11 protein-coding genes are annotated in these 13,805 nt (G+C 73.0%); 3 read left to right on the top strand and 8 right to left on the bottom strand.

Going from position 1 to position 13,805, the window contains the following annotated elements; all coding sequences use genetic code 11:
• Positions 1-74: 74 nt before the first annotated feature.
• The 8 genes from K3769_RS29405 to rimP all read right to left on the bottom strand — a co-directional run bounded on the left by K3769_RS29405 (position 75) and on the right by rimP (position 11,526).
• Positions 75-3,737 carry a trypsin-like peptidase domain-containing protein gene (locus K3769_RS29405; RefSeq protein WP_267029277.1) on the bottom strand — a complete coding sequence of 1,221 codons (3,663 nt, stop codon included), beginning with the start codon at positions 3,735-3,737 and terminating at the stop codon, positions 75-77.
• A gap of 339 nt (positions 3,738-4,076) precedes the next feature.
• Positions 4,077-4,982, bottom strand: coding sequence for a tRNA pseudouridine(55) synthase TruB (truB, locus tag K3769_RS29400; RefSeq protein ID WP_267029276.1), 906 nt, complete (start codon positions 4,980-4,982; stop codon positions 4,077-4,079).
• Positions 4,979-5,473: a 30S ribosome-binding factor RbfA gene (gene rbfA, locus K3769_RS29395; protein ID WP_267029275.1), complete on the bottom strand. Its 495-nt coding sequence runs from the start codon at positions 5,471-5,473 to the stop codon at positions 4,979-4,981. Before rbfA ends, truB begins: the two co-directional genes overlap by 4 nt.
• A 58-nt stretch (positions 5,474-5,531) precedes the next feature.
• Complete coding sequence (locus tag K3769_RS29390; RefSeq protein ID WP_267029274.1) at positions 5,532-5,828, bottom strand: DUF503 domain-containing protein; 297 nt, start codon at positions 5,826-5,828, stop codon at positions 5,532-5,534.
• 355 nt (positions 5,829-6,183) lie between these two features.
• Positions 6,184-9,354 carry a translation initiation factor IF-2 gene (gene infB / locus K3769_RS29385; RefSeq protein WP_267029273.1) on the bottom strand — a complete coding sequence of 1,057 codons (3,171 nt, stop codon included), beginning with the start codon at positions 9,352-9,354 and terminating at the stop codon, positions 6,184-6,186.
• Positions 9,355-9,500: 146 nt separating this feature from the next.
• The gene (locus K3769_RS29380; RefSeq protein WP_267029272.1) at positions 9,501-9,797 is read right to left on the bottom strand and encodes a YlxR family protein; all 297 of its coding nucleotides are present in this window, start codon (positions 9,795-9,797) and stop codon (positions 9,501-9,503) included.
• A gap of 125 nt (positions 9,798-9,922) precedes the next feature.
• Positions 9,923-11,005, bottom strand: a complete 1,083-nt coding sequence (nusA, locus tag K3769_RS29375; RefSeq protein ID WP_267029271.1) for a transcription termination factor NusA — start codon at positions 11,003-11,005, stop codon at positions 9,923-9,925.
• A gap of 2 nt (positions 11,006-11,007) precedes the next feature.
• Positions 11,008-11,526, bottom strand: a complete 519-nt coding sequence (gene rimP / locus K3769_RS29370) for a ribosome maturation factor RimP (protein WP_267029270.1) — start codon at positions 11,524-11,526, stop codon at positions 11,008-11,010.
• 206 nt (positions 11,527-11,732) lie between these two features.
• Here rimP and K3769_RS29365 point away from each other — a divergent pair, with 206 nt between their 5' ends.
• The 3 genes from K3769_RS29365 to K3769_RS29355 all read left to right on the top strand — a co-directional run bounded on the left by K3769_RS29365 (position 11,733) and on the right by K3769_RS29355 (position 13,798).
• Entirely contained in the window at positions 11,733-12,308 is a 576-nt protein-coding gene (locus K3769_RS29365; protein WP_267029269.1) for a hypothetical protein, read from the top strand.
• A complete protein-coding gene (locus K3769_RS29360) occupies positions 12,305-12,814 on the top strand; it encodes a ferritin-like domain-containing protein (RefSeq protein ID WP_372515063.1) in 510 nt (169 codons plus the stop codon). Before K3769_RS29365 ends, K3769_RS29360 begins: the two co-directional genes overlap by 4 nt.
• 90 nt (positions 12,815-12,904) lie before the next feature.
• The gene (locus K3769_RS29355; protein WP_267029268.1) at positions 12,905-13,798 is read left to right on the top strand and encodes an aminoglycoside phosphotransferase family protein; all 894 of its coding nucleotides are present in this window, start codon (positions 12,905-12,907) and stop codon (positions 13,796-13,798) included.
• The last annotated feature ends 7 nt before the right edge of the window (positions 13,799-13,805 follow it).

The following is a 13,805-nucleotide window of genomic DNA, read 5'->3' as shown; positions in this document are numbered from 1 at the left end:
TGTGGGCCCGCATCGGCATGGGCGCTGTGACCGGTGGCACGTGTCGGCGGCGGTGGCGGGGAGGCCGGCGGGGGTCACACCGGCACCCGTACCCCCGCGAGGTGCTCGATCGTGCGGCCCGTGCTCGGTCCGACCACGGTGGACCACTCCTCGGGTGCGGCGGCCAGCCAGCGGGTCACAAACACGGCGAAGCCCGGGGTCCCGCGGCTGAGATCGACGAGGGCGCGGTCGAAGCGGGTGGCACCGTCCGGGGTGCGTACGAGCAGGGTGCCCACCGTGTGGACGAGGGCGCGGGTGTGCTCCTCGTCGCCGTGGACCGCTCCCTGCGCCGCGGCCCGTACCAGCGCGTCCAGCACCACGGGGTCGTCCTCGCGCGTCAGCAGGAGGTCCAGGAACGCGCGCCGCAGCGGACGGGACACGGGTGTGCCGCGCGCCGCGAACACCTGGGCGAGCGCGGCCCGCAGCGCGGGCCCGCCCCCGTCGAGCAGGCCGGTGACGAGGGGGTACAGCACCGCGCCGGCGTCGGGGCCCTGCTCCAGTCGCCGGTCGACGTGTGCCGCCACCTGCGCGGCCGTCTCCGGACGCCGTTCCACTACCTCGCGTACGAGGGCGGCGACGCGGCGGGCCAGCGCCGGTGTGGTGACCTCGGCGAGCGTACGCAGAGCCGTGCCGTCGTCCGGTTCGCGCAGGCGGTCGTGGAACGCGGCGAGCACCGGGCCGGGATGGGTGGCCAGCGCGGTGGCCAGCGCGCTCGCGGGCAGCCGCGGGTCGCGGGCCCGGAAGCGGGCCAGGGCCTGCGGCAGATGGCGGGCCCTGGTGTGCGGATCGCGGACCAGCAGGGACAGGGCGTCGCCGTGCAGCGTGCAGTCGCCGGGGCGGGCGAGGAGGGCGCGCGCGGACCGGCGCAGCAGTTCCCGGTCGGCCTCGGTGCGTACGTGCGCGGCGGTGCGCAGCGCGTAGGCCGCCGCCGCGGCCCGCCAGGCGGGGCGCACGTCGTGCACCCAGCGGTCGACCGCGCGGCAGAGCGCGGACGGCTCCTCCTCGGCGAGCACGTCCAGCAGTTCGTCCGCGCGCGCGTGCCCGCTGTCGACCAGTGCCTCGGTCAGGTCGTCCGGGGCGCGGTGCCGGTGGGTGTGCAGCAGGACCTGCGCGGCGGTCGCGACGGTGGCGTCGGGGGTGGCGGGAAGCGGGCGGTCGTCGTCGAACCAGTGGGTGAGGTGCGGCTGCACACCGGCCGGGTCGGCGACGAGGAGTGCGGACACGGCGTCCAGGTAGCGTGGTTCGGTGGCGGGCGGCGCTCCGTCCGCCACGACGAGCCGCCTCAGCAGGTCGAAGCGATGCGCCGGCGGCAGGGGCAGCCGGCGCCAGAAGCCAGGGCCGAACTCCTCCGGCACGGTCCGCCTTCCGGCCCGCCACCGGACCACATGCTCGGCGAGGTGCCGCAGCACTCCGAGATACGGGGTCGCGTCGGGCACCCGGAGCAGTACGCCACGGAGCAGCCGGGTGGCCCACCAGGCAGCGACGTCCGCGTCGGCGTCCGTGTTCGCGTCCGTGTCGGCACGCGTATCGCCCTGCGTGTCGACATGCGCGTCGATGGCGGCGTCGGCGAGCGCCTCGTCGAGTACGTGGAGCAGTTCGCGCAGGCGGAGGGTGAGGTGGTCGTGTCCCTGTTGACGCGGCACGAGCAGGAGGGCCTGGAGCACGGGTGCGAGGCGGTGGCGGGGGAGGTCGAAGGCCTCGGGCCCGCCCGGGCCATGCTGGAGTCCACTCGGCCCGTCCCCGGAGCCGCGGCGGGCCGTCAGGGCGCCGAACACCGCGTCCAGGTCGAGGTGCATGCCCTGGATCCAGTCGGCGAACTCCTCGTGCGCGAAGCGGTAGCCGTCCCCGGCCGGCACGAGCAGGCCCTCGGTCAGGACGGCGGAGGCCCACCCGGTGCAGCCGCCGAGCCGCCGGTCGGGCACGGGACCCCACGGGAACAGGGTCTCGAAGGATGCCCGGTCCAGCTCCCCCTCCCCCGGCCCCAGGCAACGCCGCGCCGCCACGTGCACCTGCCCGGCGACCCGGGCCGCGAGGCGCCGCACCGCCGTCCCGCGCAGCCCGTTGGCCGCCGCGAGCCGCACGGCCACCCGCAGACACATCAGATCGAGGTACGCGGCGAAGACCTCGTCCCGCTTCGCCTTCCCGGGCGGGGTGCCGGACAGCGCGGCCCGCACCTCCGACAGCAGCCGCAGGGTCAGCGGATGCCGGGCGTCCGCCCCGGCCAGGGCCCCCTCGGGGATCCCGTACCGTGCCCGCGCGTCGCGTGCCTCGCCCTCCTCCAGGTCCCCCAGGCGTACGCAGGCGGGCAGTTCCGTACCCGCCTCCCCGCCGCTCCACCGGGCCCCGTACGCCGGCGCGAGCGGGAACCGGGTCGCCGCCCACTCCCAGTACTCGTCCCGGCAGGCCATCACGAGACGCACTCCGTGTTCCCGCAGCCAGCCCGCGGTACCGGCGGCCCACTCCGGCAGCCGGTGGGCGAGGCCGGGCGGCATCTCCTCGGGGCTGTCGAGCAGGAGCAGCAGGGGCCGTCCGGCGTCCCCGGCGAGGCGGGCCAGGCGCTCGGGCCGGATGTCTCCGAGCCCGCCCCGGCCGCCACCGGGCGCCTCTCCCTCCCACTCCCCGTCGGCCGGCTCCGGCCGGGAGCCGAGGGGCGAGGTCACGATCCGCCCCGCCCGCTCCAGCGTCCGCCGGGCCGCGTCGGCCACCGACCCGTCGCTGTCGCGCAGATCGGCTCCGCGCAGCCACAGGGTCGGAGCCGGTTCCGCGCCCTGGTTGCGCCGGGCGGCCAGGCCCGCCAGCTCCGTCGTACGACCGGTTCCCGGAGCACCGACCAGCGCGAGAATTCCGTACGAGCCGTACGAGCCGTACGAGTCAAACGAGCCGGACGTGTCGGTGAACGCGGTCAACTCCCTTACCACCGACGCCCGTTCGACAGCACCGTCCCCGTCGGAGCCCGCCGGGGACTCGACGGTGGCCGTCAGTTCCAGGACGCCCGCCAGATTGAGGTCGTCCCCGTAGGCGGGCACCGTCGCGGCGTTACGGGCCAGCAGTTCGGCGAGCGGGCCGAAGGCAGGCGTGCCGTCCGTGGACAGCGGTACGGCGAGGCCGCCGACCCGATGGTCGCAGTGGAGCGCCGTGCCCAGGACGGCGACGACCGCACCGGTGGCCGCGTCGACCACCGGTCCGCCGGCCGCCCCGCCGCCGGGCCGCAGCGCGTCGCTGCCGGCCGTACCGATCGCCAGCTCCAGCGCGTGGTCGAGCAGATGGACACGGTCGGCCGCCGTGTACGTCACGGCGGAGGAGCCCAGTACCCGGGCCTCACGCCAGCCGCCCGCGGCGATCCGGACGTACGTGCCGGTCTCCACGCGGTTCCGCACGGTGACCGGGAGCGGGGTGAGGCCGCCCAGTTCTTCGCAGTGGACGAGGGCGATACCGAGGTCCGGGAGAGCGGTGACCGCCTCGACCGGGACCAGGCAGGTACGGTCTCCGGCGGGCGCGTGCAGGACGAGGCGGGAGAGGCCGTCCACCGCCTCGTGGCTGGTGACGACCGTGCCGTGGAGGTCCGCGACGAAGCCGGTACCGCGCGGCCGTCCGGCCAGGTCGCGGATCCGCACCAGGGACCGGGCGGGCGTTGTACGGGCGACGCCCCGGTGGATTCCGCCATCCGCCTCAGCCGTCACCGAGGTCTCCCGGGTCATGCTCGAACCTCCCCGCCGCGCGCGCCGTCCGTGCTTTCGACGCTTCGATTTCCGACGGTAGGCGCGCGATGATCGGCCGCGACAGATCCCGAGCCGAACAAGCCCCCTTCCGCTCCCCCGGTTCACTCCGAGCGCCTGGCCGGACGGGTGAATGAAAGGGGGCGGATGGATACACCCTTGGGTGGGGGAACCGAGGGGGACAGTGGAGCGGCGCTTACAGACAACCCCGTGAACGCCGCTCCACGACGAAGAGGAAAAGAAGAACGGAGAAGAACGAAGAAGAGCGGCGCGGAAGGGCGGAGATCGACGGGGATTCGGACAACGCGAAGAGCGGAACGGTCAGACGAAGACCGCGAGGCTCTTGGCCTTGCCCTTCTGCTCCTCCACCAGCGCCAGGAACCGTCCCTCGGGATCGAACACCCCGACGGCCCCGGCCCCGGTGTACACCTCGGGCATCTCCAGCCGCACGCCGTTCGTCAGCAGCTGCGCGCGCTTGGTGTCCACGTCCCAGCGGGGGAACGCGGTCGCGGCGGCCTCCGCCACCGGCATCACGGTCAGCTCCTCCTGGAGCTGGTCGAGCGTCCGCGCGGTGTCGAGCTTGTACGGGCCCACGCGCGTGCGCCGCAACGCCGTCAGATGACCGCCGACACCGAGGTCCGCGCCCAGGTCACGGGCGAGCGCACGGATGTACGTACCGGACGAGCACACCACCGAGACGATCAGGTCCAGGACGGGCGTACCGTCCTCGGCCACGGCGCCCCGGACGTCGTACACGGCGAAGGACGAGATCCGCACCGGGCGGGCCGGGATCTCGAAGTCCTCGCCCTCACGCGCCCGCTTGTACGAGCGCACGCCGTTGATCTTGATGGCGCTGACCTTGGACGGCACCTGCATGATGTCGCCGCTGAGCTTGGCGATCCCCGCGTCGATGGCGTCCCGGGTCACCCGGGAGGCGTCGGCCGACGAGGTGAGGTCGCCCTCGGCGTCGTCGGTCAGGGTGTTCTGCCCCAGCCGGATGGTGCCGAGGTACTCCTTCTCCGTCAGCGCGAGGTGCCCGAGGAGCTTGGTCGCCTTCTCGACGCCGAGGACGAGCACGCCCGTCGCCATGGGGTCGAGGGTGCCCGCGTGTCCGACGCGCCGGGTCTTGGCGATGCCGCGCATCTTGGCGACCACGTCGTGCGAAGTGAAGCCCGACGGCTTGTCGACGATGACAAGGCCGTCGGGCGTCTGCTGCTTCTGCGTCATTTGGCGGCGTCGCCGTCTTTCTCGTCGTCGGCCGACTCGTCGTCGTCCTCGTCGCCGGGCTCGTCGTCCTCTTCCGGCTTCTTGTACGGGTCGGCGTCACCGGCGAAGGTGGCGCCGGCCGAGACCTCGCGCACCTGGGCGTCCTTGGCCCGCGCCTTGTCGAGGAGGTCCTCGATGGTCTTGGCGGTGTCCGGCAGGGCGTCCGCGACGAAGGTGAGCGACGGGGTGAACTTCACGCCCGCCGCCGCGCCGACCGCCGAACGGAGTACGCCCTTGGCGCTCTCCAGGCCCGCGGCGGCTTCCGCGCGCTGCTCGTCGTCCCCGTACACCGTGTAGAAGACGGTCGCCTCACGGAGGTCCCCGGTGACCCGGGTGTCCGTGATGGTCACATGCGAACCGAGCCGCGGGTCCTTGATCCCACGCTGCAGCTTCTTGGCAACCACCTCTCGGATGAGGTCCGCCAGCCTCTTCGCCCGCGCGTTGTCGGCCACTGGTCCGTCTCCCTCTTATCTGCTGATCCTTGTACGGGCGATCCTTGTCGCCGCACGCTCATTCGTCGTCTTCCCCGTGCAGCCGCCGTCGCACCGACAGCAACTCCACCTCGGGGCGCCCGGCGACCAGGCGCTCACACCGGTCGAGTACGTCGGTCAGGTGACCGGTGTCCCCGGAGACCACCGCGAGTCCGATGACGGCCCTGCGGTGGAGGTCCATGTGCTCCACCTCCGCCGCGCTCACCGCGAACTTGCGTTGGAGTTCGGCCACGATCGGGCGGACGACGGAGCGTTTCTCCTTCAGCGACCGTATGTCGCCGAGGAGGAGGTCGAAGGACAGAGTCCCCACGTACATGTGTGTTCCGGATGTCCCGCCGGGTCGGGGTAGGTGGCCCGGCCATACTCCTGCCGGGGCACTTGAACGGTACCCCGAACCTCCGGTACCGCTCGACGGAGTTTCCGCCCCCGCCGCCCCTTCCCGTACCCGACCACGCATGGGGGCTGCGCCCCCTCGCCCCCCTTGTCCTCAAACGCCGGACGGGCTAGGAGATAGCCCCTCCGGCGTTTGAGGAGCGGGGGTTCGGGGGCCGGCCCCCGAGTACGTGACGGGTACGGGTAGGGGCGGCGGGGGCGGAAAACCCCGTGGGGGTTGGCCCGCAGGAACTAGTTCCCGTGAGCCAACCCCACACGGTCGAGCTGAGCCGCAGGCGTTACGCGCGCGGCTTCTCGCGCATCTCGTACGTCGCGATGACGTCGTCGATCTTGATGTCGTTGAAGTTGCCGAGGTTGATACCGCCCTCGAACCCTTCGCGGATCTCGGTGACATCGTCCTTGAAGCGACGCAGACCGGAGATGTTGAGGCTCTCCGCGATGACCTTGCCATCGCGCAGCAACCGCGCCTTGGTGTTGCGCTTGACCTCGCCGGAGCGGACCAGCACACCGGCGATGTTGCCCAGCTTGGACGAGCGGAAGACCTCGCGGATCTCCGCCGTACCGAGCTCGACCTCTTCGTACTCCGGCTTGAGCATGCCCTTGAGGGCCGCTTCGATCTCCTCGATGGCCTGGTAGATCACCGAGTAGTAGCGGACGTCGACGCCCTCGCGCTCCGCCATCTGCGCCGCGCGGCCCGCGGCGCGGACGTTGAAGCCGATGACGATGGCGTCGGATCCGGTCGCCAGGTCGATGTCCGACTCGGTGACCGCACCCACACCGCGGTGCAGGACACGGATGTCGACCTCTTCACCGACGTCGAGCTGGAGCAGCGAGGACTCGAGAGCCTCCACCGAACCGGACGCGTCGCCCTTGATGATGAGGTTGAGTTCCTGCACCAGACCGGCCTTGAGGGCCTCGTCCAGGTTCTCCAGGGAGAACCTGACTCCACGCCGGGCGAAGTTGGCGTTGCGCTCGCGCGCCGCGCGCTTCTCGGCGATCTGGCGGGCCGTGCGGTCCTCGTCGACGACGAGGAAGTTGTCGCCGGCGCCCGGGACGTTGGTGAGACCGAGCACGAGGACGGGGGTCGAGGGACCCGCTTCCTCGACGTTGTTGCCGTTGTCGTCGAGCATCGCCCGGACACGGCCGTACGCGTCGCCGACCACCATCGTGTCGCCGATGCGCAGCGTTCCGCGCTGGACCAGGACGGTCGAGACGGCACCACGGCCACGGTCGAGGTGGGACTCGATCGCGATGCCCTGCGCGTCCTGCTCGGGGTTGGCCCGCAGGTCGAGCGAGGCGTCCGCGGTGAGGACCACGGCCTCCAGCAGGCTCTCGATGTTGAGGCCCTGCTTGGCGGAGATGTCGACGAACATCGTGTCGCCGCCGTACTCCTCGGCCACCAGACCGAACTCGGTGAGCTGACCGCGCACCTTGGTCGGGTCGGCACCCTCGACGTCGATCTTGTTGACCGCGACCACGATCGGCACCTCGGCCGCCTTGGCGTGGTTCAGCGCCTCGATCGTCTGGGGCATCACACCGTCGTTGGCCGCCACCACGAGGATCGCGATGTCGGTCGACTTGGCACCACGGGCACGCATGGCGGTGAACGCCTCGTGACCCGGGGTGTCGATGAAGGTGATCCTGCGCTCTTCGCCGTTGACCTCGGTCGCGACCTGGTAGGCACCGATGTGCTGGGTGATGCCACCGGCCTCGCCCGCGACGACGTTCGTCTTGCGGATGGTGTCGAGCAGGCGGGTCTTACCGTGGTCGACGTGACCCATGACGGTCACGACCGGCGGACGGACCACGAGGTCTTCCTCGTCGCCCTCGTCCTCGCCGAACTCGATGTCGAAGGACTCGAGAAGCTCGCGGTCCTCCTCCTCGGGGCTGACGATCTCCAGGACGAAGTTCATCTCGTCCGCGAGGAGCTTCAGCGTCTCGTCGGAGACGGACTGCGTGGCAGTGACCATCTCGCCGAGGTTCATCATCACGCCGACGAGCGACGCCGGGTTGGCGCCGATCTTCTCGGCGAAGTCGGTGAGCGAGGCACCGCGCGACAGGCGGACGGACTGTCCGTTGCCGCGAGGCAGCATGACGCCGCCGACCGACGGGGCCTGCATGGCCTCGTACTCCTGGCGCCTCTGCCGCTTCGACTTGCGACCGCGACGCGCGGGACCACCGGGACGGCCGAAGGCGCCCTGTGTTCCTCCACGGCCACCCGGACCACCGGGACGACCGCCGAAGCCGGGACGGCCACCGCCGCCACCGGGACCACCGGGACGACCGGCGAAACCGCCGCCACCGCCACCGGGACGACCGGCGAAACCGCCACCGCCGCCACCGGGACCGGCCGGACGGCCGGCGAAGCCGCCGCCACCGGGACGACCGCCGCCGGCACCGCCGGGACGGCCTCCGCCACCGCCGGGACCGCGGCCACCGGGGCCACCGCCGCCGGGACGCGGGCCGGCAGCCGGACGCTGCGGCATCATGCCGGGGTTGGGACGGTTGCCACCGGGACCGCCACCGGGACGCGGAGCGCCACCGGGACCACCCTGCGGACGAGGCATGCCGCCCGGGCTCGGACGGTTGCCACCGGGACCGCCACCGGGACGCGGGGCGCCGCCGGGGCCGCCCTGCGGACGGGGACCACGGTCCTGGCCCGCGCCCTGGGGACGCGGAGCGCCGCCCGGAGCACCGGAGCCACCGGGTCCGCCGGGGCCGGGACGTGCGCCGCCCGGACGGGGCGACTGGGGACGCGCCATGCCGGTGGAGCCACCGGACGTGAACGGGTTGTTGCCGGGACGCGGACCCGCGGGACGACCGCCGGGACGCGTGCTCTGGCCGCCGGGACGCGGGGCGCCCTGACGGTCGCCGCGGTTGTCGGTGCGCTCGCCACGGCCCTGACCGGGACCACCCTGGCCGCCCTGTGCGGGGCCTGCCGGACGGACACCGGGCTTCGGGGCGCCGGGACGGGCACCGCTCGGACGCGGGTTCGCGGCCGGGGCGGGGGTCACCGGAGCCGCGGGCGGCGCGGTGAACTCGGGGGCAGCCGGAGCCGGGGACGCCGGGGCGGGCTTCGGCGCGGGCCTGGGGCCCGGCGTCGGACGCGTACCGGAGGCCGGTGCGGCGGAAGCCGCCGGGGCCGTGGTGTCCGCGGGCTTCTCCGCGGCGGCCGGCTTCGGGGCCGGCGGGCGCGGGGCGGCCGGACCCGGACGGGCGGCCTGCGCCGGTGAGGGCGCGCCGGGCCTGGCGGGCGAGGCCTTGCGCGGGGCGGGCTTGCCGCCGCCGTTGCCCTGCTGGAGGGCGTCTGTCAGTTTGCGTACTACGGGCGCCTCGATCGTCGAGGACGCCGAACGGACGAATTCACCGAGTTCTTGGAGCTTGGCCATGACGACCTTGCTCTCCACCCCGAACTCCTTGGCGAGTTCGTATACCCGGACCTTAGCCACTTCGCTCCTTTTAGGTCCGGGTTGCGTCCGGACCGTCGCTACTTCATGGGCGTACTCATCGCGTGCTCATCGAGTGCTCATCGCAATCTCGACCTACTTCCAACTCGCGGGGTACCAGGGCCGCACGGGGATCCGTGCGACACGTCTTACGGTGTTGCCTGCTCGGCAACTGTCTGCCGCTCGACGTACAGGCGCAACGCCTTTGTGTCGAGCTGACCCGGGGCACGCAGCGCCCGCGGGAAGGCCCGGCGGCGGACCGCCAGGTCGAGACAGACCAGGGCGGGGTGTACATACGCACCCCGGCCGGGCAGCGTACCGCGAGGATCGGGGACACATTCGCCCCCGGCCGCCACAGCACGCAGCAGTTCGGTCCTGGCCGTTCGCTCCCGGCACCCCACACAGGTGCGTTCAGGGCATGCTCGGGCGTGCGTCCGGCCAGACACCGTTAAGTCTACCTCCCTGCACCGACCTCACCCCTTTGGGGCAAGTATCGAACAGTTGCCGCGCATAAAACTTGTCGTGAAACCGTCGTGATCCAAACCACTCGCGGCTGGGATCTATTCCCGGGTCACTCCCCGGTCCGGCCATCACGCCGGTCGTCGCGCCGGTCGTCACGCCGGTCGTCACGGCGGTACTCGCGCCGCTCGTCGGGCCGGTCACCGCCCTCTTCACCGGTCTGCTCGGTGTCCGGGCGGATGTCGATGCGCCAGCCGGTCAGGCGGGCGGCGAGGCGGGCGTTCTGGCCCTCCTTGCCGATCGCCAGCGACAGCTGGTAGTCGGGCACGGTCACCCGCGCGGACCGGGCGGCGAGGTCGACGACCTCGACCTTGGAGACCCGGGCCGGGGAGAGCGCGTTGCCCACCATGTCCGCGGGGTCGTCCGACCAGTCGACGATGTCGATCTTCTCGCCGTTCAGCTCGGCCATCACGTTGCGCACCCGGCCGCCCATGGGGCCGATGCAGGCGCCCTTGGCGTTCAGCCCCGACCGGGTGGACCGGACGGCGATCTTCGTGCGGTGGCCGGCCTCGCGGGCGATGGCGGCGATCTCGACGGACCCGTCGGCGATCTCCGGCACCTCGAGGGCGAAGAGCTTCTTGACCAGGTTCGGGTGCGTGCGGGAAAGCGTCACGGACGGGCCGCGGACACCCTTCGCCACCCGTACGACGTACGACCGCAGCCGCATGCCGTGCTGGTACGTCTCACCGGGGACCTGTTCCTGCACCGGCAGGATGGCCTCCAGCTTGCCGATGTCGACGAGCACGTTCTTCGGGTCGCGGCCCTGCTGGACGACACCGGTGACGATGTCGCCCTCGCGGCCCGCGTACTCGCCGAGCGTCGCGTCGTCCTCGGCGTCCCGCAGGCGCTGCAGGATGACCTGCTTGGCCGTGGTGGCGGCGATCCGGCCGAAGTCCGACGGGGTGTCGTCGAACTCGCGTGCCTCCTGCCCCTCCTCCAGGTCGGCGGGGTCCTCCTTCGCCCACACGGTCACATGGCCGGTCTCCCGGTCGAGCTTCACGCGCGCGTGACGGCGGCTTCCCTCGGTGCGGTGGTAGGCGATGAGGAGGGCCGACTCGATCGCTTCGACCAGCAGGTCGAAGGAGATCTCCTTCTCCCGCACCAGGCCCCGCAGGGCACTCATGTCGATGTCCACGGCTACGCCTCCTCCTCTTCCTTCATGTCCTTCTCGTCCTTCTTGTCCTTGCGGTTGAACTCGACCTGGACGCGCGCCTTGGCGATGTCCTCGAAGGCGAGCCGCCTGGCGGTGGGCTTGCGCCCCTTCACGCCGGGCACCTCCACGTCCACGCCCTCCTCGTCGACCGTGACGATCCGGGCGACCAGCTCGTCGCCGTCGCCCACCTGGAACCTCACGAGCCGCCCGGTGGCGCGTACGTAGTGACGGTGTTCCCTCAGCTCGCGCTCGGCGCCGGGGGTTCCCACCTCGAGGGTGTACTCGCCCTGGCCCATGGCGTCGGTCTCGTCGAGCTTCGCCGAGAGCGCGCGGCTCACATCGGCGATCGCGTCGAGGTCGGCTCCTTCGTCGGAGTCGACGACGACACGCAGCACACGCTTGCGGCCCACCGAGTCCACTTCGATCTCTTCGAGGTCGAGTCCCTGGGAGCTGACGAGCGGTTCCAGGAGCTCTCGCAGCCTCTCGCTCTGGGTGGTGCTCATCCGGGTGACTCCTCGGCCGCGTGTGCTGTTGTGGGTAGGTCGCGTGTCAGGTCAAAGGGTATCCGGTCCCAAGGGGTGTTGCCGTCCACCGCGTTCCGCCCGGCGACGGGCGGCGCCGCTGGTGGGCCCGGGAGCGGTACGCGGGTACCGTGATCAAGGGTCTGCCGCCCATTCCGTTCGTACGAGCCCTGACGAGGACGTCTGCCGTGCCGTTCACACTGCCGTCGCGCACCCCCTCGGGACCGCGCCGAAGGAGCCTGCTCGCCGGGGCCGCCGGAGCCGCCGCGGGTTCCGCGCTGCTCGTCGGCTGCTCCGGCTCCGACTCCGACTCCGGGACCAGCAGCGGGAGCGCGTCCGCCGCGGCGCGGGCACGCGCGCGTGCGGCCCGCGACAGCGAACAGCTCGCGCAGCGGTACGAGGCCGTGCTCGCCGCGCATCCCGCGCTGAGCACCCGGCTGGAGCCGCTGCTCGCGGAAGTCGTACGGCACGCCGGGGCGTTCGGGGGCGCCAAGGGGGCGGATGCCTCCAAGGGCGCCTCCGCGAGCGCTTCCGGGGACGCCTCCCCCTCACCCTCTCGCTCCTCCCCCGCCGCGTCGGCCTCTCCCGAGGTGCCGGCCACGGAGAAGGCAGCCCGCAGTGAACTCGCCGCGGCCGAGCGCGCGTTGGCGGACCGGCGGATGAAGGCACTGGCGGACGTACCCGGAGAGCTGGCCCGGCTGCTCGCCTCGGTGGCGGCGGCCGGCGCGGCGCACGCGTTCCTGCTGACGGAGGACAAGAAGTGAGCGGTACGGGCAGGACCGGGGCGACCGGAGCACGGGCGAGGGCAGCCGCGAAGAAGTCGGCGGAGCTGACGGCCGCGCAGGCCGCGCTCGCCGCCGAGCATGCCGCCGTGTACGGCTACGGGGTCGTGGGCGCCCGCATCAGCGAGGCACGGCGGACCGAGGCGCGGGCCGCCTACGACGCGCACCGCGCCCGCCGGGACGAGCTGGCCCGCGCGGTGCGCGACCTGGGCGGCAAGCCCGGACCGGCGGCGGCGGCCTACGCGCTGCCCTTCTCGGTCCCGGACGCGGAGTCGGCCCTGCGGCTCGCCGCCGAGCTGGAGGACCGGGTGGCCGGGGTCTACTCCGACCTCGTGCGGGCCGCCGGGGGCGACCGGCGGCAGGCCGCGGCGCAGGCCCTGCGGGACGCGGCGGTGCGGGCGGTGCGCTGGCGCGGCGAGAGCGTAGCCTTCCCTGGTCTCGCCGAGCGATCGGCCACCGCCACCACGTCGGCGCCACCGGCCTCGTAACGCCCACAGAGGCGCGTGCGGAGGCGCGGACGGAGACGCGTGCAGAAGGCGCGTACAGGCGGTCCGTACACGGAAGGGAACTACTCGCGCATGGCTTTCGAACCGCCGGGGCGTCTGGTCAAGGCGCTCGGCGAGGCGGCACCGGGTGGTGACGACTGGCTGGCGAGGCTGCCCGAGGCGGCCGAGCGGGAGGTCGCGCTACGCGGGTCGACCGTGGAGCGTGTGCAGGTTCCCGGCGGGCGCGGCAGCCTGGTGATCCTGGTGCGGCTGCCGGACGGCACCCCCGCCGTGCTGAAGCTGGCGCCGCCCCGGGCCCGCCCGGAGAGCGAGCGCGCCGCGCTGGCGCACTGGGACGGCCGGGGCGCGGTACGCCTCCTGGAGCCGGGCGGCACCGAGGGCGTACTGCTCCTGGAGCGGCTGCATCCCGATGTGTCGGTGCGGTCGCTGCCGGAGGCCAGGTCGATGCTGGAGGCGGCCGGTACGCTGCGCCGGCTGTGGGTCGAGCCGCCCGCGGACCATGTCTTCGAGACGGTGGCGGAGCGGACGGGACGGCAGGCCGGGGCGATGCGGGCGGGCGCCGACGCGGAGGCGGCGGTGCTGGTCGACGCGGCCCTCGCGACGCGGGAGGAACTGCTGGTGTCGCCGCCGCAGACACGTCTGCTGCACGGCACCTTCCGCCAGAGCAAGGTGCTGGCCGGCGAACGCAGTCCCTGGCTGGCCGTCGGCCCCGACCCGGTGGTCGGCGAGTGCGCCTTCGACCTGGCCCGGCTGGTCCGTGACCGGGTCGAGGACCTGATCGCATCGCCGTCCGGCGGCTCGACCGCCCGCAGGCGGATCAAGCGGCTCGCGGAGTCCCTGGACCTGGACCAGGAACGGCTGCGCGGGTGGACCCTGTTCCGGGCCGTGGAGTCGGGCGTACGGGCGCGGCGGGTGGGCCGGCCGCGGGATGCCGAGCTGCTGCTGGAGTTCGCAACCTGGCTGTGAGGCCCCG

This window comes from Streptomyces ortus (genome assembly GCF_026341275.1).
GTDB lineage: Bacteria > Actinomycetota > Actinomycetes > Streptomycetales > Streptomycetaceae > Streptomyces > Streptomyces ortus.
Note: the sequence above shows the minus strand (reverse complement) of the source record. Positions and strands in the feature narration are given on the sequence as shown.